The following is an 18,320-nucleotide window of genomic DNA, read 5'->3' on the forward strand; positions in this document are numbered from 1 at the left end:
CCAACTCGCCGCAATGGTTCAACACCGGCCTGCACTGGGCCTACGGCATCGACGGGCCGAGCCAGGGCCACTTCTATGTCGATCACGAGACCGGCAAGCTGACGGTCTCCGCCTCGTCCTATGAGCATCCGCAGCCCCACGCCTGCTTCATCCAGTCGGTCGAGGACGATCTCGTCAACGAGAACGGCATCATGGACCTGTGGGTGCGTGAAGCGCGCCTCTTCAAGTACGGCTCCGGCACCGGCTCCAACTTCTCGAGCCTGCGCGGCGTCAACGAGAAGCTGTCCGGCGGCGGCCGTTCGTCGGGCCTCATGAGCTTCCTCAAGATCGGCGACCGCGCCGCGGGCGCCATCAAATCCGGCGGCACCACGCGCCGCGCCGCCAAGATGGTCGTCGTCGACGTCGATCATCCGGATATCGAGGAATACATCGGCTGGAAGGTGCGCGAGGAGCAGAAGGTCGCCGCCCTCGTCACCGGCTCGCGCATCTGCCAGAAGCGGCTCAAAGCCGTGATGAAAGCCTGCGTCAATTGCGATGCCGATGGTGACGCCTGCTTCGACTCTGCAAAGAACCCGGCCTTGAAGCGCGCCATCAAGGACGCGCGCCGCGACGACGTGCCGATGAACTACGTGCACCGCGTCATCCAGTTCGCCAAGCAGGGCTACAAGGACATTTCCTTCGACACCTACGACACCGACTGGGATAGCGAGGCCTACCTCACCGTCTCCGGCCAGAACTCCAACAACTCGGTGCGCGTCACCGACGAGTTCCTGAATGCGGTCGAGGAGGATGCCACCTGGGCGCTGACCTCGCGCCTCAACGGTAAAACCGTGAAGACCGTGCGCGCCCGCGATCTCTGGGAGCAGATCGGTTATGCGGCCTGGGCTTCGGCTGACCCCGGCATCCAGTTCCACACCACCATCAACGACTGGCACACGTGCCCGCAGTCGGGGCCGATCCGCGCCTCGAACCCGTGCTCGGAATACATGTTCCTCGACGACACGGCATGCAATCTCGCCTCGCTCAACCTCCTCACGTTCCGTCGCGGCGGAGCCGCGCAAGAAAGCGGCGAGGATAAGAGCTTCGACACCGAAAGCTTCGCGCACGCCTGCCGTCTGTGGACCGTCGTGCTCGAGATTTCGGTCCTGATGGCGCAGTTCCCCTCGCGCCAGATCGCCGAGCTTTCCTACCGCTACCGCACGCTCGGCCTCGGCTTCGCCAACATCGGCGGCCTCCTGATGGCCTCCGGCATTCCGTACGATTCGCCCGAGGGCCGCGCCATCTGCGGCGCCATCTCGGCACAGATGACCGGCATCTCCTACGCCACCTCGGCGGAGATGGCCGGCGAGCTTGGGCCGTTCCCGGGCTTCGAGCCGAACCGTGCCGACATGCTGCGCGTCATCCGCAATCACCGCCGCGCCGCCTACGGCCAGACCGGTGGCTACGAGCGCCTGTCGGTCGCCCCGGTACCGCTCGATGCCGCGAACTGCCCCGATGAGTCGCTGATCTCGGCCGCCCAGGCCGCCTGGGATCTCGCCATCGACCTCGGTCAGCGGTGGGGATACCGCAACGCGCAGGCGACTGTCGTTGCTCCGACCGGCACCATCGGCTTGGTCATGGACTGCGACACGACGGGCATCGAGCCGGACTTCGCGCTCGTGAAGTTCAAGAAGCTCGCCGGCGGCGGCTACTTCAAGATCATCAACCGCGCCGTGCCGGAAGCGCTCCGCGCCCTCGGCTACCGTGAGAGCGAGATCGCCGAGATCGAAGCCTACGCGGTCGGCCACGGCTCGCTCGCTCAGGCCCCCGCCATCAACCACACGACTTTGCTGGCGCGCGGCTTCACGCCCGAGATCATCCAGAAAGTGGAATCGGGCCTCGGCACCGCATTCGACATCAAGTTCGTGTTCAACCGCTGGACGCTCGGCGACGCGTTCCTCACCGGCACGCTCGGCATTCCGACCGCAAAGCTCGATGACCCGGCCTTCGATCTGCTCGCCCACCTCGGTTTCTCGAAGAAGGATATCGAGGCCGCCAACGAGCACGTTTGCGGAGCCATGACCTTGGAAGGCGCACCCTTCATCGAGGCCGAGCACCTGCCCGTGTTCGACTGCGCTTCGCCCTGCGGCCGCAAGGGCAAGCGCTACCTCTCGGTCGAGAGCCACATCCATATGATGGCGGCCTCGCAGCCGTTCATCTCGGGTGCCATCTCCAAGACCATCAACATGCCGAACGAGGCCACCGTCGAGGACTGCAAGGAGAGCTACAAGCTCTCCTGGCGGCTGGCCCTCAAGGCCAACGCGCTCTACCGCGACGGCTCGAAGCTCTCGCAGCCTTTGAATGCCCAGGTGCTCGGCGACGACATCGACGAGCAAGACGAGGCCGCGGAGCAGATGACGGCCGACAAGCCGCAGGTTCAGCGCATCATGGCCGCAGCCGAGAAGCTCGCCAAGCGCGTGACCGAACTCGAAGCCCAGCTCAAGGTCAGCTCCCGCAGCGAGCGCGAGAAGATGCCGGGCCGGCGCAAGGGCTACACGCAGAAGGCCTCCGTCGGCGGTCACAAGGTCTACCTGCGCACCGGCGAATACGACAACGGCGAGCTCGGCGAGATCTTCATCGACATGCACAAGGAAGGCGCCGCCTTCCGTTCGTTGATGAACAACTTCGCCATCGCCATCTCGCTCGGCCTGCAGTACGGCGTGCCGCTGGAGGAGTACGTGGAGGCCTTCACCTTCACGCGCTTCGAGCCCGCGGGCCTCGTGCAGGGCAACGAGACCATCAAGAACGCCACCTCGATCCTCGACTACATCTTCCGCGAGCTGGCCGTTTCCTATCTCGGCCGCAACGACCTCGCGCATGTCGACCCGCGCGAGATCGTGGGCGAGACCGGCCTCGGCTCCTCCGACGAGGAAACCGACGAGCAGCTCGACCTCGACCTGCCGGAGCGCGTGACCAAGGTGGTGTCGAAGGGCTTCATGCGCGGCAACCTGCGCATCCATGCCGGCGGCCGCGGGCATCAGGGAGAAGGCGATCCCATGCAGGCGCTCTCCTCGCTGACCGCCTACCCGGTCACCGAAGGCGCGACCGCCCTCTACACCAGCGACGGCGCCACGGCCCTCAAGGCTGACACCGAGGTCATGTATCGGCGCACGACGGTCTCGGAGACGCAGGTGGTCGCCACCAAGCGATCGGCGAACGACCGCGTCGCGGAGGCGCGGCTGCGCGGCTACGAGGGCGTCTCGTGTCCCGAATGCCAGAACTTCACCATGGTGCGAAACGGCACCTGCCTCAAATGCGACACCTGCGGCTCGACGAGCGGCTGCAGCTGAGACAACAGGGCGGGTCCACACGGACCCGCCCTTCTGCTTTCATAAGAAGAAAATGAGCTTTGTGACGGGGAGAGAAACGGGACATCGTGACAGGAAACGGAAAGGCTCCCTTTTGATGCACAGAAGCCCCTTCGAACTCCTCGAGTTGCCCGACGGACGCTGCTACGTCACCCGGCCGGCAGCAACCGCGCAATCGCTGGTCGCGGGCTCGTTCGCGAGACTGGAGGCTGAGCTGGAAAGCGAGCCCACGGAGCAGGAGATCCGCCCCGATCCCGTCGGCATCTACGCATCGCGCAATGAAGCCGAGGTGGCCGTTCTGCGCGCCTCACCCTCACTCAACCCTGCCGGACCCTTGGCAGCTTTCGCCCCCTGGCTCCGCCAGGAGTAGCCGCGTCTCTTCATAAGAACGTGGATCAGGCACGGACGCTACGGACACACCCGTAAAATAGCGCGATACTCAATTGCGTACCGTCGTCGCGTCCCGCGTAGAGATCCGCCCGACCGCGAGGCGACCATGCCGAATTACATTCCGCGGCTAGCCCGCTTCAGCGCCGGCAAAAAAGCGCCAACCGAGAGCGCGCCGCCGGACATGCGCGCGTGCGAGCGGGCCGTCAATATCGATCGGCTTGCGCGGCTCGCGCCCCGCATCCGCCGCAGCCTTTCCATCAGTCGGCAATTCTCGGACGACGCCCTGCTCGCGAGCCTCGTCGCCATCGCACGCCATCCGTCCCACGAGACCCGCTGGCACGCGGCGGAAACCTCCACGCTCGGCCAGTATCTCGCGAGCAACAGCAAAGATATGCACCGTAGTTTGGTGGCCTTGCTGTCGCTCCTGCCCCAGCCCTCTCCATGAGGCCACCCGAATCGGTCCAATATCGTAAGTAGACCTACTGTCCTCTCGTTCACTGCCTGAGCCTGGAGCGTGGCCGCGTCAATAGAAGGAGCCCCCAGCGCTCGGCACTCGTGAAGTATTACGGAGCCCACCATGCCGTCCGCCGGCCCGCTCGCGGCCCCTGCCGTCGTCTATCTCCTGGCCGATCACCTCGATTCCGCCCTCGCAGCCGGCGAGGACCTTTTGAAGTGCACGCTGCGCTGGAACGCGTGCGACTCGCGCGCGATGGATCTCTCCGAGCAGCGCCACGAAGAACGCGCCGCCATCGAGGCCGCGCGGACGCTTGAGATGGTCCTGCTCGCCCGCGTGGTGAAATCACGCGAAAGCGCTCTCGAGCTATCCAAGCTCGAGAGCCAGTTCAAGCTGATCGCACGGCTTTACACGACCGGAACCGAGATCGTCGCCGACGCCGCGAGCAAGCTCTCCGACGAGACGTCCTACGCCTTCGACGCCGGCGACGGCATCACCGCCTACCTGCGCTCTCGCGGTCTCATCGCCGAGGACGAGTCGGCCCCGCTCGAGGCCGCCAGCCTGACGGTCACCGAGCAGTTCCTGGTTGCCGGGCGCATGCAGCTCGGCCCCCTGCTCGATCTGGTCGCCATGTTCCTCGACACGCTCGAGACCCACTACGAGCTCTACGACCAGCCCCGCCGGAGCGGAGCAACCGAAGTCCTCCGCAATCCGACCACCGGCGCCACGCTCTGAGCCTCGGGTTACGCGCCCGCTCGCATCAGCCGTCGCCGCCGTCGCGCACGGCGTAGCGCGACGCCGCGGCCACGGGCGGACGGCGGCGCTGCGGCTCCTGCGCCGCGACGCGCTCGAGACCGTCGTAGCGATGCCGCGAAAAGATCGACATGTCGTTGGTGCCGTCTTGGATGACGGGCGACTTGCCCTTCGGCGCCTGCTGGGCAGCCGCAACGGCGACCGGCTTGCTGCGGTCGATGTCCTGTTGCTTCATTTGGCGGGCCGCTTTCCGGAACGACCGCGAGTTGCGCTCGGCCGTCCGCTCGGCATGGCTATGACGTTTCACCGCGCGCACGGGCATCTCGTCGTCGAGGGACGCCACGCGCTGCTTGGCGACAACGCGTTCCGCCGTCAGCTCGGCAACCTCAGCCACCGCGACGAAGCCGGCCACGCGCACCGGCGGAATGACGCGAGCCGCCTCAGGCGCGGCAACCGGTGAAATGAGATCGGCAGGCACAACATCCAGAGCCGCAACGACTGTCCGCGGAATGAGCGCCAGCGGCGGCGTGGCGCCGCTCTGCGTACCGAGCGCGCCGGCGACCTGCGTCGGATTTCCGGCACCGAGCGCGACGGTGGTCGGACCGAACGGCGACGGAAGCCCCGCCACCATGTAGGCGGTTGCCGCCCCGCCCTGTGCCTCGTCCAGGCTTGCAAACGAACCGATGTAGCCGGGCACCGGATCATACTTGCGGTTCTTTTTGTAGGTCGCCTCCTCGACGCTCGGCGCATCGATCACGCGCACCTTGAGCGAAGCCACGCCCTGCGCGGCAAATCCCAGCACCTCGGCCGCCTTGCGCGAGACGTCGAGCTTGCGGTCACCCCAATAGGGACCTGCGTTGTTGACCCGAAGCACGATCGAGGCGCGCGTATCGGGCGACCAGACCAGAAGCGTCGTCCCGTCCGGATAGACCGGGCTCGCCGCGTTGTCCGGCGTCTCGGAGTTGAACTCCTCGCCCGAAGAGGTGAGCCCGCACGGATTGTGGCGATCGCGCTTGCAGGAGTCGTAGTGCGAGGCCGAGACCGTATCGTCCTGACCGACCAGCGCCTCCGTCTCGGCGATCGTTTTTACGCGGTGGCACTTGCCGTAATAGCAATAGGTCTTTCCGGGCGTCTTGGCTTCAGCGCCGCCGGCTCCGAGCCCGCCTGCGAGAACGAGTGTCCCCAGCGCCGGCGCGAGAGACGCAAGTCCCACCCGTCCGATCTTTCGAATGCCCAAAGTCGAACGTCTGCTCGAAGGGGCTCTCATCGATCAGCTCCTTTTGTTGTTTTGACAAGACAAGGGATTGGCCGAGCGGCTTCCCCCCGCGCGTTAACGCTTTTCGCGGGCAAAAGAGCAGCTGCAACGATGGCGGGCGAGCGGCAAAGTTGCCGCGTGGTTTAATGGCAACGGCGACCGGCTTTAAGAAAGTTCGCGCTCCGCGAGCATGCGCGCCAGCCCCACACGTGCCTCCTCGAGGCGGTCCGCATCGGCACCTCTGAGCACCAGCTCGGTCCGATATTGCCCTTCAGAAAAAGAGGGATAGCTCCCCATGGCCACGTCGGGATACGCGCGCTGGTGAGCCGCAAACAGGTCTGCGATCTCGCCCTCCGCCCGCGCCACGACGATCGAAACGCTGTTAACTTTTGGCCCCGTCCTGAGCTGGTTTGTCACAGCAACCAACATAGAACGCATGATGTCCGGCACCCCCGCCATGACGATCACATTGCCCAATTTGAAGCCGGGGGCGGCGGACATGCTGTTGATGATCAGGTCCGCTCCGGACGGAATCCTGGCCATGCGAAGGCGCGCCGGCGTGAGCTCGATCCCCCGCGCCGCATAGGCCGGCGCCATGACCGCTACGGCGCGCGGATCGATGTCGACCGCGACCCCGAAAGCCGCTCCGATGCTGTCGGCCGTAATGTCGTCGTGCGTAGGACCGATGCCGCCCGTGGTGAAGACATAGGTATAGCGCTCGCGCAGCACGTTCACGGCGGCGACGATAGCCCCCTCCTCGTCGCCGACGATCCGCACTTCGCGAAGCGCGATGCCGATGGCCGTCAGATGCACGGCAATGGTGCTGATATTCTGGTCCTTGGTGCGCCCTGAGAGGATCTCATCCCCGATCACGAGCACGGCCGCCGTGATGATTTCGTCCTGGGCCACGCCCACCTCCCGACACGCCACGTTTTTTTGCGGCACCGATTATAACCCGCGGATTGCGATTGCGGAGCGAGGCGAGGCACACTACTCCTCCCCCGCCATGAAGTTCCCGACCCCTCTCCTCCGCGGACGGCTCGTCAAACGCTACAAAAGGTTTCTCGCCGATGTCACGCTCGACAGCGGCGAGGTGGTGACGGCCACCTGCCCGAACACCGGCTCGATGCTGGGCCTCGCCACACCGGGCGCCATCGTCTGGCTGTCCGAAAGTACGAGCCCTACGCGCAAGTACCCCCATACCTGGGAGCTGGTCGAGACAGACCTCGGCCACGGCCCCGTTCTGGTCGGCATCAACACCAACCACCCGAACCGGCTCGTCTCCGAGGCCATCGCTGCCGGAGAGATTCCCGAGCTCGCAGGCTATGCAAATCAGAAGCGAGAGGTGAAGTACGGCCTTTCAAGCCGCATCGACATTCTGCTCGACGACCCAAGCAGGGGTCTCGCCTATGTCGAGATCAAGAACGTGCACCTCTCGCGGCGCCATGGCCTGGCCGAGTTTCCGGATTCCGTGACCGAGCGCGGCGTGAAGCATCTGGCCGAGCTCAGCGCCATGGTGGCCGCAGGACACCGGGCCGTAATGCTGTATCTGATCCAGCGCGCCGACGCCGAACGCTTCGCCTTCGCAAGCGATATCGATCCCCGCTACGCGGCGGCGTTCGAGGCGGCGCGCGCCGCAGGCGTCGAGGCCATCGCCTACCGATGCCGGCTCGCGCCCGACGAGATTGCCATCAAGGAAAGCGTGCCCTTCCTCGCGTGAGGCCGTGAAACCTAGGGCCCCGCGGCCCGTATATCCGTCACGACACAACGGGAGCCGCTTCACGCGCCCCCAGCGGAGCAGACCACCATGCTGACCCGACGAGCGTTTTCGATGGCCGGTCTCGGCCTCGTTGCCACGGCCACGACATCGTCCCGCCGCGCCCGCGCCGACATGGCCCGCGGCTCGGCATTCGAGATCGTCAAATCCGACGCCGAATGGAAGCAGGCGCTGACGGCGGATCAGTACATTGTGCTGCGCCAGCACGGCACTGAGCGCGCCGGCACGAGCCCGCTCGACAAGACATATGCGCCGGGCGAATACCGCTGCGCGGGATGCGGCCTGCCGCTCTTCTCCTCGCGGACGAAATACGATTCCGGCACCGGCTGGCCGAGCTTCTCAGCTCCGCTCGACAAGGCGGTTGCAACATCGACAGACACCAAGCTCGTCTATGAGCGCACCGAAGTTCATTGCCGCCGCTGCGGCGGACACCTGGGCCACGTCTTCGACGATGGCCCGGCACCGACCGGCAAGCGCTACTGCATCAACGGCGTCGCGCTCGCGTTTGCGCCCAAGCCCGCACCCTGACCGACAATACATTTTCTTAAGGTCGCAAAACGCGGGAACGCGCCGATCATGCCGACGTTAGGGCTGCGGACCAAGCCAGGGAACGCAACCTCAATCGAGGCAATTCATGAGAAAATGGACATTTGTTTGCGCAGTGATCGGCGCCATGGTGGCGTCGGCCGCGGCCGCTCAAGCGGCCCCCGGCTACTCCACCACCGACGTGAACATGAGAGCCGGACCTGACACCGAGTTCCCAAGCGTGGAAATCATTCCGGAAGGCACATCGCTCGAAATCGCGGGCTGCCTCGATGACGAGTCGTGGTGTGATGTCATCGCAGGCGGAAATCGCGGTTGGGTTTTTAGCGAATACCTCGCCTTCGAGCGCGGCGGCTCTTACGTGCTGCTGCCGGACATCGGCCTCTCCGCACTGCGTATTCCCGAGGTGAAGTTCACCGCCGCCGACTACTGGCAACGCCACTACGTCGGCCGGCCCTGGTACGCCGAGCGCACCCGCTGGATTGCATTCAAACCCCATGTGCGCGTTGGCTGGCGCCGGCCGCCTCCGGGCCCGCGTGTCGTTGGCTGGTGGCGTCATGGATACGCCGCACCCGTCGGCATGCGTCCGCCGCCGGAGCACGGCTGGATGCGCCCGCATGAGCCCCGCGAGCACGAGCGGCACTGACGAAAACGAGCGACGAAGCGAGAGCAGGCAAGGCGCGTGAACGCGCCTTGCCTACCGCGTCCTACTCGGCCGCTTCGCCGTGACTGACGAGCACCTGGTCGGCGAGACGTCCGGTCAGCTCTGCGAGATGATCGAACTTCGCCGTATAGGTCCCCACGCCACTCGTCGCCGAGCGCAGCTCGACGATGAGATCCTCGATCTCCGACTCCGGAATGTGCGCCGACACCACGTCCCACCCCGGCCAGCCTTGCCGTGCATCGAAGCCCAGGATCTGTCCGCGTCGCTGCGGAATCATGGCGTTGATGCGCGCCGTCGCATCCGACGGCACCGAGATGTCGACCGCCATCACCGGCTCGAGCAGCACCGGCTGGCACTTGGGCAACCCCTCGCTCATGGCCAGCCGCCCGGCCTGGCGGAAAGCCATGTCCGAGCTGTCGACCGTGTGGAAGGACCCATCCGTCAACGTCACCACGATATCGACCACCGGGAAGCCCAGCGGTCCGTGTTTCATGTAGTCGACGACACCGATCTCCACCGAGGGGATGTACTGCTTCGGCACTACGCCACCCGTGATCGTGTCGTTGAACGCGAACCCCGACCCGCGCGGCTGCGGCGCGATCGAAAGCACCACGTCGCCGAACTGGCCATGTCCGCCGGACTGCTTCTTGTGCCGCCCGCGGATCTCGGTCGCCTTGCGGATCGTCTCCTTATAGGGAACCTGCCGCTTCTGCCGCTCGACCACGACTCCGTATTTCCGTTGCAGCCGCTCGAAGGCGACGCGCAGATGCATCTCCCCCTGCCCCTTCAGCAGAACCTGATGCGTATCCTTGTTGTGCTCGATCGAAAGCGAGGGGTCTTCCTCGATCAGCTTTGCCAGCGCCGACGAGAGCTTCACCTCGTCCTTGCGGTCCTGGAGTCCGATACCTGAGGCAAGCACCGGATCCGGCGGCCTCGGGCCGGCGATCTGCACCACGGATTTCTCCGTCGTGATCGTATTGCCGGTCCGCACCCGGTCGAGGCGGCCGAGCGCCACCGTATCACCCGCGTGCGCCACGGCCTTCTTTTGGGTCTCCTCGCCTTTGAGCGAAAAGAGCCCCGCGATCCGCTCCTCGACGGCATCGCCGCCGGACACGGTCGCCCCGTCCGGAAGATCGCCCGTGAGCACGCGCGCCAGCGAAAGCTTGCCGCCATGACCGGTGTAAAGCGTCTTCATGACATAAGCCGCGCTCTTGGCATTCTCGATCTTGAGCCGCTTGGCGGTCGTGCCGACGAACGGCACCTCGTGCCGGATCGCCTTCAGGAGCCGAAGGATGCCGCTGCCGTTCTGCGCACTGCCGAGCAGAACCGGACAGATGAGCCCATCCTCGAACTCCCGCGAGAGATCGGCAAACACGAGCTCCTTTTCCGGCGCGAGATCCGAAAGCAGCTTCTCCATCAGCGCATCGTCGTAGTCGGCAAGTTGCTCGAGCATGTGGAAGCGCGCTTCCTTCTCGCGCTCGAGATCCGCAGCCTTGATCTCGACCATCTCCGAGGGCGCGTTCTTGCGGAACAGGAACGCCCGCTCGAGGGCTAGGTCGATGAAACCCGTCGCCGCCCCGTTCTCCCAGATCGGGATCTGCCGCAGGACGAGGGGCTTGGTGGAAGCCGGCTGCATGGCCGGCACGATCTCGCGGATCGGCGTCTCGCAGGATTCGATTTTGTTCAGGAACAGAAGATGGGGGATACCGCGATCCTCGAGCTGTTTCAGGATAACCTGCAGCGCCGGGACACGCTTGGGATCAGGCTCGGAGACGACGATGGCTGCGTCGCACGCGGTCAACGCCTCCGCGCCCTCGTGCTGAAACTCGATGGAGCCTGGGCAATCGATGAAAGTGAAGGTATCGCCGAGGAAGTTCACGTCGGCAATGTTGAGTTGCACGCTCATGCCGTGGTCGCGCGCTTCGGGGGAGCTGTCTCCCACGCTGGATTTCTCGGCCACGGATCCGGCCCGCACGATTCCGCCCGTGCGGGCGAGAATGGCTTCGAGGAGCGATGTTTTACCGGAAAGAAACGGGCCGATCAGTGCGATGCAGCGGGTGCTGCGGCCCGAGGATTGCCCAGTGCTGGCACTTTGTGTGCCTCTTGGGCCGTCGGATTGCCCCATGGTGTCCTCCTTTCCGCTTCCCGGATTTTTTGTGTCCGGGTTGAGCGATACGAGGCGCAGAGGGATGCGCGTGTCGCGCAGCCCCGCGCCTCATGAAGGAGCGCGACAAGGTGATCGTCGCGCCGCGACCGCAAAGACGCAAGAGCCTTCCTGCTTAATCTTGCACTAATCATTGGCGCTCAAACTCGACACGATGAGTCTTTACGGGCGAAAGCGCATACCGGCTTCAACCTGCTGCGACGCAACAAATATTCGCAGCTGCGACAACACGCTTCGTGAAGAATGTTTCGAAAAATTACTTGAAGAAAGACCGCTCTGGCCGCATCATAAAACTGTCAGCGAAACGGCATAAATGTCGTTCCAAGGACAAGATCGACGGCACCAGACGACAAAAAAAGAAACGCCCCCCGGGAGAGGCAAGCTAGGCGAAAACGATTGGGCAAGGTTGGCGGAACCAAACGGCCCGAGACGGCGCTTACGCTCTGAACAAGGACGTGCCTCAAAATGACTAGAGAGACACTGAACAAATCCCTCGTCAAAGCAGCCGACGCTGCAGGCTATTGCATGGCCTCGCGCGAGGAGGATCTGACCGACTGGACGGTGCTTCAGCCGGAGGTCGCACTTCGCAACGGACATGCCACTGCGGCAACGACAGTGCGGCGCATGTCGCTTCCCTTTGCACGGTTCGAGAATTGGATCGCGCACATGCTTTCGCTCTCGGACATCCGCGTGACCCCCCGCGCGCTGTTGCCGAGCCGCTGAGACGAACACAAGCTTTCAACCGACCCGACGGGCCGCCATCGCGCGGCCCGTTTTATTTTGTGGCGGCCGTGCGCCCATCGTCCGCGGTTGACACCCTCCAGGCCCGATGCAAGCCTCTGCGACGGAACGGTCCATCTCGTCCGTTTGATCTGACAGCGCCTTGATTGCTACACGTTGATAGCGAGGAGGGTCCACCCATGCGCCGGATTGTGCTTGTCGTTGCCGCGTTCGCGCTCGGCGCCACGGTCGCAGCCGCTCAGAACGTCACCGTCATCAAGGAGCGCCAGGATCATTTGAAGAAGATGGGCGATGCGGTGAAGCCGGTCGGCGCCATGTACAAGGGCGAGGCGGATTTCGACCTCGCCAAGGTTCAGGCGGCCCTGAAGGTGATCGGCGAGAAGGCCCCGATCGTCCCGACGCTGTTTCCGGACGATTCGAAGACCGGCGGCGATACCGAGGCCCTTCCCAAGATCTGGGAGGACAAGGCCGACTTCGAGGCCCGCTGGAAGAAGCTCGGTGAGGACGCAAAGGTTGCCGAGGCCGCGATCACGGACGAGGACACCTTTCCCGACGCTTGGAAAACGGTGGCCGGCAACTGCGGCGGCTGCCACAAGAAGTTCCGCAAGCCCAAAGAGTGATGGCCGAAGCAATGCAACAGGAGGGGCGAAGCGTCCGCGCGTGGGACGCGCCCACGCGCCTCTTTCACTGGACGCTCGTGCTGCTCATCGTCTCGGCCTGGATCAGCTATGAGTTCGCCGAGAGCCTCGGCGACGCGACTCTTGTCTGGCATCGCGCCAATGGCCTCGCCGTGCTCGTCCTCGTCGTCTGGCGTCTTTTGTGGGGTATCGTCGGTCCGGAAACCGCGCGCTTTGCGACGTTCGTCCGCGCTCCGGCCGCCATCATCGCTTATGCCTGCAGCCTGCTCGGCGGCCGCGCGGCCCGCTATCTCGGCCACAATCCCCTAGGCGCCCTGATGGTGATCGCGCTCCTGGCAGCCGTCGCAATCCAGGGCGGCTTCGGTCTCTTCGCCACCGACGACAACGACCTCGCCGGCGGACCGCTCTATCGCTTGGTCGGCGAGGCCCAGAATGTGCGCGCCGCGCGCCTGCATGGATTCGTTTTCAACTTCGTGCTGCTGCCGCTGGCGGCGCTGCACATCGCCGTCAACGCGCTTTACACCGTGGTGAAGAAAGAGCCGCTGATCCAAGCCATGATCACGGGCAGAAAGCCGGCCGAACCCTATGCGGACACGCCGGAGGCCACCCTCGTGGGTCGCCCGCTCGTGCGCGCCCTGGCCTGTCTCGTGGCGGCAGCCGCGATCGTGCTCGGCGGCATCCTCGCCTTGGGCGGCAGCCTCGTCTTGCGTTAAGGCGTGGCTCCCTTATCCCGTGCGCTAGCCTTGCCGCTCCCCTTGGGGAGAGGCCGCACGCGATCGCGGATGGCATGCGGGCAAGGGGGCGGCCACAAGGGCCGCCGCCGCGGCAGTCGAACAGCCTACTTCAGGTTCCCACAGAAGCGCTGGATGCGCGTGCAGGCTTCCGTCAACGCCTCCGTCGAGGTCGCGTACGAGATGCGGAACGCCGGCGAGCCCTCGAACGCCGCCCCGTGCACGACCGCCACGCCCTCTTCCTCGAGCAGCGCCGTCACGAAGTCCTCGTCATTGCCGATCGTCGCGCCCTTCGGCGTCGTCTTGCCGATCGCGCCCGCGCAGGAGGGATACACGTAGAACGCACCCTCGGGTTTCGGACAGTTGAGGCCCTTGGCCTGGTTCAGCATGCCGACCACGAGATCGCGCCGCTGCACGAACACCGCGTTGTTGTGGGCGATGAAATCCTGCGGCCCGTTGAGCGCTTCGACGCCCGCCCACTGCGTGATCGACGTCGGATTGGACGTCGACTGCGACTGCAGCTTGCGCATGGCATCGATGAGCTTCACCGGTCCCGCCGCATATCCGAGCCGCCAGCCCGTCATGCAGTAGGCTTTCGACAACCCGTTCATGGTCAGCGTGCGGTCGTAGAGCCCGGGCTCCACCTGTGCCGGCGTCGCGAACTTGAGGCCGTCGTACAGCAGATGTTCGTACATGTCGTCGGTGAGCACCCACACGTGCTGGTTCTTGGGCTGCATCAGCACGTCGGTGAGCGCTTTGAGATCGGCATGCGAATACGCAGCCCCCGTCGGATTGGACGGCGAGTTGAGGATCAGCCACTTGGTCTGCGGCGTGATCGCACGGTCGAGCACCTCCGCCTTCAGCCGAAACCCGTCTTCGATCTTCGTCGTCGCGAACACGGGCTTGCCGCCACCCAGCAACACGATGTCTGCGTACGACACCCAGCACGGCGCCGGGATCACCACCTCGTCACCCGGATTGAGGGTTGCGAGCAGAGCGTTGTAGAGCACCTGCTTGCCGCCGGTGCCGACCGACACCTGCGCCGCCGTGTAGTCGAGATTGTTGTCGCGCTTGAACTTGGCGACGATGGCCGCCTTGAGCTCGGGGATGCCGTCGACATCGGTGTATTTGGTTTTGCCGTCCTTGAGCGCCTTGATCGCCGCCAGCTTGATGTTCTCCGGCGTGTCGAAATCCGGCTCGCCCGCCGAGAGCGAGATGATGTCCCGGCCCTGCGCCTTGAGCTGGCGCGCCTTCATGGACACGGCGATGGTCGCGGACGGCTGGATGCGGTTCAGGCTGTCGGCAAAAAAGCCCATATCGGCAATCTTTCTCGGTTGAACGGAGGGACGCGAGCGGCCCTTTTCGAGCCTGCAAGCGGCGCGGACGCTACGCCGCGCGCGCCGGAAGTCAATATCCGCGGCACTTTTCCAAGGCCTTTTGCCCGAAAGAGGCACCTTTGCTCCGTCTTCGCCGCATCGGCGCCGCAGCCCGATGTCGATCGTGTCGCAACGGTCACAAACGCAAGATTATATTTTCCTGTCTACGGAATAGCTTTGCTTCGCCACATTCCGAGCAAACCCCCGCCACAGCACGGGATTGTCATCGCTCCCGGATCAAGCTGAGTTCGAATCTTAGGAAAGGAGGGGTCCCGTCGCATGCAGCGTAGTGAGCAATCTCCGCATTTCCGCAAGCACTTGCCTGATCTTCTGGCCGGGCTTGCCGTTTTCGCCATGATGCTGGGCCTGATGGGCTGGCACATCGGCATCGCCGCCGCCTCCGATGGCAAGACCATCGGCGCGGCTCTGGACCGCAACGCATCGGCCCTGCTGCTGGCGGGCGCCTTGGCCGCCATGACCATCTTCAACGTGGCCTTCGTCCGCCATCTGCGCCGCGTCTACGCGCTCCCGCGCCGTACTGCCGGCCGCCGCATCGCGCCGTCCAAAACGCGCGTCGGCACGTAAAACTGTATGACCCACAGATGTTTACCAACCGCCCGCCAAATTGAACGCACCTGGGCTCGCCCATGAACCAGGACCGCGCTATAAGCGTTACAGGATACCCTGACTGAGTCAGCAGAGACCCCAGAGTTCGACAAAGGCCCGCACATGATGCCCCGCCGCTTCGCTCTCCTCCGGACTCCGACTGCCCGCGCCGGCACCACCGGCCTCGCCCTTTTGACCCTGCTCGGGATCGGTATCGCCACCACGAACACGGAGGCCGTTGTCGCCGGTCGCTTTGCAGCGGCCCTGGAGGCGGCACCCCGGCAAACGGTGGCGGACCTCGGATCGGACCGGGCCCTGGTCTCCGGCAGCGAAGCTTATTGGCTGGACAAGCGCCGGCATGAAGCCGGCAATGGCGCGGCTCTCGAGCCGGCTGCATGGTCGGCGGCACCCGTCTCCGCCGGGATGGTCACAGTCGGTGACCATGTCACCATCTCGAACGCCAAAGGCAAACGCGTGCTGGAAGTGGTCGCCATCTCCGATATCGACCCGGTGTCCGATGCAGCCCGCACGAATCGCGCCGACGCACCGCGCAGGATTGCCATCACGTGCCGTGACCTGAGCACCCCGGACGGGCATCTGGTGACATTCGAGGGGCCGGCCGAAATGGCCCTCGGCACCGCAAAGTCAGCCCGCGCTCTCTGATCCCGCCACCGATCGCCTAAAGAGCATCGGATGGGCCCGGTCGCCGCCGGGCCTTCAAGGGCTGTGGCTTGGCGATCCCACGCGCCTGATGGTTACCTTACGAAAATCGCCGCCCCCGTTGCACCCGCTGACCGAGCCCCTATGATGCGGCCGCGGACGCCCCTTGGGACCGCCGCACCGGCACGCATGGAAACCCACCTCGAGTAACCAACGAACACAGGAACGGAGCTCGCGTCATGAGGCTCAATCCCCCGACGATCGTGATCTTCCTGATTTCGTTCGTGCTCGCCACGCTGGCGCTGATCACCAAGCTGGGCTTCATCCCCGTTCCGCGCTACCTGCCCCATCAGGAATTCTGGCTGTCGATCACAGCCTATCTGACATTGATGGTCGGCAATCTCGTGCGCGGTCTCTGACCGATCGCCCTACCACGCGATCGGCTTGCGATCCCGGAAGAAACCGCCGGTTGGACCGTCGTCCGGCAGCGTCGCCAGCCAGATCGCCGTGTCCGCCCCCTCCTCGGGACTCCGGTCCGCATTGGCGCCGCCCATATCCGTCCTGACCCATCCCGGGCACATGGCGTTGACTTTGATATCGCCGCCGCCGAGCTCTGCCGCCGCGATCCGCGTCAGCGCATTGAGCGCCGCCTTCGACATGCGATACGCCGGGTATCCGCTCCCCATGTCCGCGAGCTGCCCCGCGATGGACGACACATTGACGATGCGGCCGTACCCCTGCTCGCGCATCAGCGGCGCCGCCGCCTGAATGAGACGGATCGGCCCCATGAGATTGGTCTCCATGGTCCGCCGCAGCGTATCGGCCTTGAGGTCGAAAAGGCTGGCCTTGAACCCGCCGGGCCCATCGATGAGAACGGCCGCGTTGTTGACCAGCGCATCGAGTCGCCCGTAGATCCGCTTGACCTCGGCGACAGCCTGCGCCGCGCTTCCCTCCTGATCCACATCCAGCGCCACCACCGGAACGTCGAGCCCCTCCGATTGAAGTTTCTCAGCGGCCGCCAATCCGTCCTTCGTCTCGCGTGCCCCGATCACGGCCAGCACACCGAGCCGTGCAAGCCCGCGCACGATCTCGAATCCGATCCCCCGGTTTGCACCTGAGACCAGTGCGGTCCGTGTAACGGTCATGCCGAACTCCCCTGGCTGCGCAGGCAAAAATCACGGCTGGAACCTTAGCCAATTCGCGGTCCCACGCAATGCAAGGCGCACAAATCAAAAGGCCCGCCGGTTGGAGACAGCGGGCCTTCACGAATCTGATGCGCTCGAACGGCCTCAGCGGCCCGGCGGATAAAGCCAGCTCGGTCCGACCGAGTTGCCGCGCGAAGGCGGCGATGCCAGTCCGTTGTTCATGGCACCGGGACCGAAGTCGAGACCCTTGCTCGAAATCGACTCGCCGATCGGCGGCAGCACGGCATTCGGATCCATCGAACCGAATCCGATCGCGGGTGCAGCATTGGCAGACGGCGCCGCAGCCGCCGAGGGCTGAGACGAACTCCCGCCCTGGTTCTCATAGGTGAAAGCCAGCGCTCCCTCGGAGCCCGCGGCCATTGCCACGCCGCACGCGGCGGCCCAAATCGCAGATCTCATTGCCAATTCACCCCAGCTGATCGGCCTTTGAGCCCAAGATGGTACATGAATCGAGGCATTCAAAGGGCGCCCATTCCCCAAACCCCGCCGGCAGCCTCCAATTCCGGAAGGTGTGACCGTGTTGCAACGCAATCTGGGGGCGAAAGCGAGCAAAAGCCTGGCCTGCGGGTGAATTCCGGCTGCAGCGGTGACCGTCGCGCTAGCGGCGGCCGGATCCGCTATCGTCCGGACAATAATCGCGGGTGCGCTCGGGACCGAGGAACCGGCAGAGCTCGTACTTCTTGGCGGGATTGTTCCGCACCTCCGCATCCGAGACCCTGACGCCGTGCTTGCGTGCGATCTGCGCCAGATCCGCATCGTTGCAATAAGGCGTCGAGATCCAGTTGCCGTTGGAGTTCTGGAACCCATCGCGACAGACGATTTTTGCGTCCGCAGACGGCACCGCGATCAGGGATTGAACGGCCGCGAGCCCGAATATCGATAAGGCGAGAGCGAGAGGCTTCATCATGATGCATCTCCAGGTCTGGGGTGAGCCGGCACATGTCCTTGCAGATCTAGGTGGTCGGCTGTCGCCGCCTTCGCAAGAGAGCTTGCCGATCGGTAAGCCACCGGCCCCG

20 protein-coding genes are annotated in these 18,320 nt (G+C 64.8%); 13 read left to right on the forward strand and 7 right to left on the reverse strand.

Translation table 11 applies throughout. The features are described 5' to 3' along the window. From QZV93_RS16130 to QZV93_RS16145, 4 genes are all read left to right on the forward strand, one after another. Nucleotides 1-3,329 (forward strand): vitamin B12-dependent ribonucleotide reductase (locus tag QZV93_RS16130; RefSeq protein WP_295559652.1); only part of this gene is annotated, 3,329 nt, incomplete at its 5' end. A 115-nt stretch (nt 3,330-3,444) separates the two neighbouring features. Continuing rightward, nucleotides 3,445-3,717, forward strand: a complete 273-nt coding sequence (locus tag QZV93_RS16135; protein WP_295559653.1) for a hypothetical protein — start codon at nt 3,445-3,447, stop codon at nt 3,715-3,717. Nucleotides 3,718-3,843: 126 nt separating this feature from the next. Then, entirely contained in the window at nt 3,844-4,182 is a 339-nt protein-coding gene (locus tag QZV93_RS16140; RefSeq protein WP_295559654.1) for a hypothetical protein, read from the forward strand. Between the two features lie 132 nt (nt 4,183-4,314). Then, on the forward strand, nt 4,315-4,926 hold the full coding sequence (locus QZV93_RS16145; protein ID WP_295559655.1) for a hypothetical protein: 612 nt from the start codon (nt 4,315-4,317) through the stop codon (nt 4,924-4,926). A gap of 25 nt (nt 4,927-4,951) precedes the next feature. Here the strand turns inward: QZV93_RS16145 and QZV93_RS16150 are convergent, their stop codons facing one another. Both QZV93_RS16150 and QZV93_RS16155 read right to left on the reverse strand, forming a co-directional pair. After that, nucleotides 4,952-6,211: an RlpA-like double-psi beta-barrel domain-containing protein gene (locus QZV93_RS16150; protein WP_295559656.1), complete on the reverse strand. Its 1,260-nt coding sequence runs from the start codon at nt 6,209-6,211 to the stop codon at nt 4,952-4,954. A 153-nt stretch (nt 6,212-6,364) separates the two neighbouring features. Next, nucleotides 6,365-7,108, reverse strand: a complete 744-nt coding sequence (locus tag QZV93_RS16155) for a molybdopterin-binding protein (protein WP_295559657.1) — start codon at nt 7,106-7,108, stop codon at nt 6,365-6,367. A 97-nt stretch (nt 7,109-7,205) separates the two neighbouring features. Here QZV93_RS16155 and sfsA point away from each other — a divergent pair, with 97 nt between their 5' ends. From sfsA to QZV93_RS16170, 3 genes are all read left to right on the forward strand, one after another. Next, the gene (sfsA, locus tag QZV93_RS16160) at nt 7,206-7,919 is read left to right on the forward strand and encodes a DNA/RNA nuclease SfsA (RefSeq protein WP_295559658.1); all 714 of its coding nucleotides are present in this window, start codon (nt 7,206-7,208) and stop codon (nt 7,917-7,919) included. An 87-nt stretch (nt 7,920-8,006) separates the two neighbouring features. Further along, a complete protein-coding gene (gene msrB / locus QZV93_RS16165; RefSeq protein WP_295559659.1) occupies nt 8,007-8,504 on the forward strand; it encodes a peptide-methionine (R)-S-oxide reductase MsrB in 498 nt (165 codons plus the stop codon). A 106-nt stretch (nt 8,505-8,610) separates the two neighbouring features. Then, a complete protein-coding gene (locus QZV93_RS16170) occupies nt 8,611-9,165 on the forward strand; it encodes an SH3 domain-containing protein (protein ID WP_295559660.1) in 555 nt (184 codons plus the stop codon). A gap of 61 nt (nt 9,166-9,226) precedes the next feature. Here QZV93_RS16170 and QZV93_RS16175 read toward each other — a convergent pair whose 3' ends face one another. Further along, on the reverse strand, nt 9,227-11,308 hold the full coding sequence (locus QZV93_RS16175) for an elongation factor G (RefSeq protein ID WP_295559661.1): 2,082 nt from the start codon (nt 11,306-11,308) through the stop codon (nt 9,227-9,229). A 504-nt stretch (nt 11,309-11,812) separates the two neighbouring features. Between QZV93_RS16175 and QZV93_RS16180 the strand changes: the two genes are divergently transcribed. The 3 genes from QZV93_RS16180 (at nt 11,813) to QZV93_RS16190 (ending at nt 13,439) form a co-directional block, all read left to right on the forward strand. Next, complete coding sequence (locus tag QZV93_RS16180; RefSeq protein WP_295559662.1) at nt 11,813-12,070, forward strand: hypothetical protein; 258 nt, start codon at nt 11,813-11,815, stop codon at nt 12,068-12,070. A gap of 197 nt (nt 12,071-12,267) precedes the next feature. After that, entirely contained in the window at nt 12,268-12,708 is a 441-nt protein-coding gene (locus QZV93_RS16185; RefSeq protein WP_295559663.1) for a cytochrome c, read from the forward strand. After that, nucleotides 12,708-13,439 (forward strand): cytochrome b/b6 domain-containing protein, encoded by a 732-nt coding sequence (locus QZV93_RS16190; protein WP_295559664.1) that lies wholly within the window; start codon nt 12,708-12,710, stop codon nt 13,437-13,439. Before QZV93_RS16185 ends, QZV93_RS16190 begins: the two co-directional genes overlap by 1 nt. 125 nt (nt 13,440-13,564) lie before the next feature. On the opposite strand, the gene QZV93_RS16195 is transcribed toward QZV93_RS16190, so the two are convergent. Beyond that, entirely contained in the window at nt 13,565-14,773 is a 1,209-nt protein-coding gene (locus tag QZV93_RS16195) for a pyridoxal phosphate-dependent aminotransferase (protein WP_295559665.1), read from the reverse strand. 339 nt (nt 14,774-15,112) lie between these two features. Here QZV93_RS16195 and QZV93_RS16200 point away from each other — a divergent pair, with 339 nt between their 5' ends. The 3 genes from QZV93_RS16200 (at nt 15,113) to QZV93_RS16210 (ending at nt 16,518) form a co-directional block, all read left to right on the forward strand. Further along, nucleotides 15,113-15,418 (forward strand): hypothetical protein, encoded by a 306-nt coding sequence (locus QZV93_RS16200; RefSeq protein ID WP_295559666.1) that lies wholly within the window; start codon nt 15,113-15,115, stop codon nt 15,416-15,418. A 144-nt stretch (nt 15,419-15,562) separates the two neighbouring features. Continuing rightward, nucleotides 15,563-16,102 carry a hypothetical protein gene (locus tag QZV93_RS16205; protein WP_295559667.1) on the forward strand — a complete coding sequence of 180 codons (540 nt, stop codon included), beginning with the start codon at nt 15,563-15,565 and terminating at the stop codon, nt 16,100-16,102. A 236-nt stretch (nt 16,103-16,338) separates the two neighbouring features. Further along, nucleotides 16,339-16,518, forward strand: a complete 180-nt coding sequence (locus QZV93_RS16210) for a hypothetical protein (protein WP_020086719.1) — start codon at nt 16,339-16,341, stop codon at nt 16,516-16,518. Nucleotides 16,519-16,527: 9 nt separating this feature from the next. Here the strand turns inward: QZV93_RS16210 and QZV93_RS16215 are convergent, their stop codons facing one another. The 3 genes from QZV93_RS16215 to QZV93_RS16225 all read right to left on the reverse strand — a co-directional run bounded on the left by QZV93_RS16215 (nt 16,528) and on the right by QZV93_RS16225 (nt 18,211). Then, complete coding sequence (locus tag QZV93_RS16215; RefSeq protein WP_295559668.1) at nt 16,528-17,244, reverse strand: SDR family oxidoreductase; 717 nt, start codon at nt 17,242-17,244, stop codon at nt 16,528-16,530. 144 nt (nt 17,245-17,388) lie between these two features. Then, nucleotides 17,389-17,703, reverse strand: a complete 315-nt coding sequence (locus tag QZV93_RS16220) for a hypothetical protein (protein ID WP_295559669.1) — start codon at nt 17,701-17,703, stop codon at nt 17,389-17,391. A gap of 199 nt (nt 17,704-17,902) precedes the next feature. Next, nucleotides 17,903-18,211, reverse strand: coding sequence for a hypothetical protein (locus QZV93_RS16225; RefSeq protein WP_295559670.1), 309 nt, complete (start codon nt 18,209-18,211; stop codon nt 17,903-17,905). Nucleotides 18,212-18,320 lie beyond the last annotated feature (109 nt).

Source organism: uncultured Hyphomicrobium sp. (assembly GCF_902826555.1).
Taxonomy (GTDB): domain Bacteria; phylum Pseudomonadota; class Alphaproteobacteria; order Rhizobiales; family Hyphomicrobiaceae; genus Hyphomicrobium_C.

Coding starts and splice junctions, on each gene's coding strand:
- QZV93_RS16135 (WP_295559653.1), top strand. CDS start 3,445: ATGCACAGAAGCCCCTTCGAACTCCTCGAGTTGCCCGACGGACGCTGC.
- QZV93_RS16140 (WP_295559654.1), top strand. CDS start 3,844: ATGCCGAATTACATTCCGCGGCTAGCCCGCTTCAGCGCCGGCAAAAAA.
- QZV93_RS16145 (WP_295559655.1), top strand. CDS start 4,315: ATGCCGTCCGCCGGCCCGCTCGCGGCCCCTGCCGTCGTCTATCTCCTG.
- QZV93_RS16150 (WP_295559656.1), bottom strand. CDS start 6,211: ATGAGAGCCCCTTCGAGCAGACGTTCGACTTTGGGCATTCGAAAGATC.
- sfsA (WP_295559658.1), top strand. CDS start 7,206: ATGAAGTTCCCGACCCCTCTCCTCCGCGGACGGCTCGTCAAACGCTAC.
- msrB (WP_295559659.1), top strand. CDS start 8,007: ATGCTGACCCGACGAGCGTTTTCGATGGCCGGTCTCGGCCTCGTTGCC.
- QZV93_RS16170 (WP_295559660.1), top strand. CDS start 8,611: ATGAGAAAATGGACATTTGTTTGCGCAGTGATCGGCGCCATGGTGGCG.
- QZV93_RS16175 (WP_295559661.1), bottom strand. CDS start 11,308: ATGGGGCAATCCGACGGCCCAAGAGGCACACAAAGTGCCAGCACTGGG.
- QZV93_RS16180 (WP_295559662.1), top strand. CDS start 11,813: ATGACTAGAGAGACACTGAACAAATCCCTCGTCAAAGCAGCCGACGCT.
- QZV93_RS16185 (WP_295559663.1), top strand. CDS start 12,268: ATGCGCCGGATTGTGCTTGTCGTTGCCGCGTTCGCGCTCGGCGCCACG.
- QZV93_RS16190 (WP_295559664.1), top strand. CDS start 12,708: ATGGCCGAAGCAATGCAACAGGAGGGGCGAAGCGTCCGCGCGTGGGAC.
- QZV93_RS16195 (WP_295559665.1), bottom strand. CDS start 14,773: ATGGGCTTTTTTGCCGACAGCCTGAACCGCATCCAGCCGTCCGCGACC.
- QZV93_RS16200 (WP_295559666.1), top strand. CDS start 15,113: ATGCAGCGTAGTGAGCAATCTCCGCATTTCCGCAAGCACTTGCCTGAT.
- QZV93_RS16205 (WP_295559667.1), top strand. CDS start 15,563: ATGATGCCCCGCCGCTTCGCTCTCCTCCGGACTCCGACTGCCCGCGCC.
- QZV93_RS16210 (WP_020086719.1), top strand. CDS start 16,339: ATGAGGCTCAATCCCCCGACGATCGTGATCTTCCTGATTTCGTTCGTG.
- QZV93_RS16215 (WP_295559668.1), bottom strand. CDS start 17,244: ATGACCGTTACACGGACCGCACTGGTCTCAGGTGCAAACCGGGGGATC.
- QZV93_RS16220 (WP_295559669.1), bottom strand. CDS start 17,703: ATGAGATCTGCGATTTGGGCCGCCGCGTGCGGCGTGGCAATGGCCGCG.
- QZV93_RS16225 (WP_295559670.1), bottom strand. CDS start 18,211: ATGATGAAGCCTCTCGCTCTCGCCTTATCGATATTCGGGCTCGCGGCC.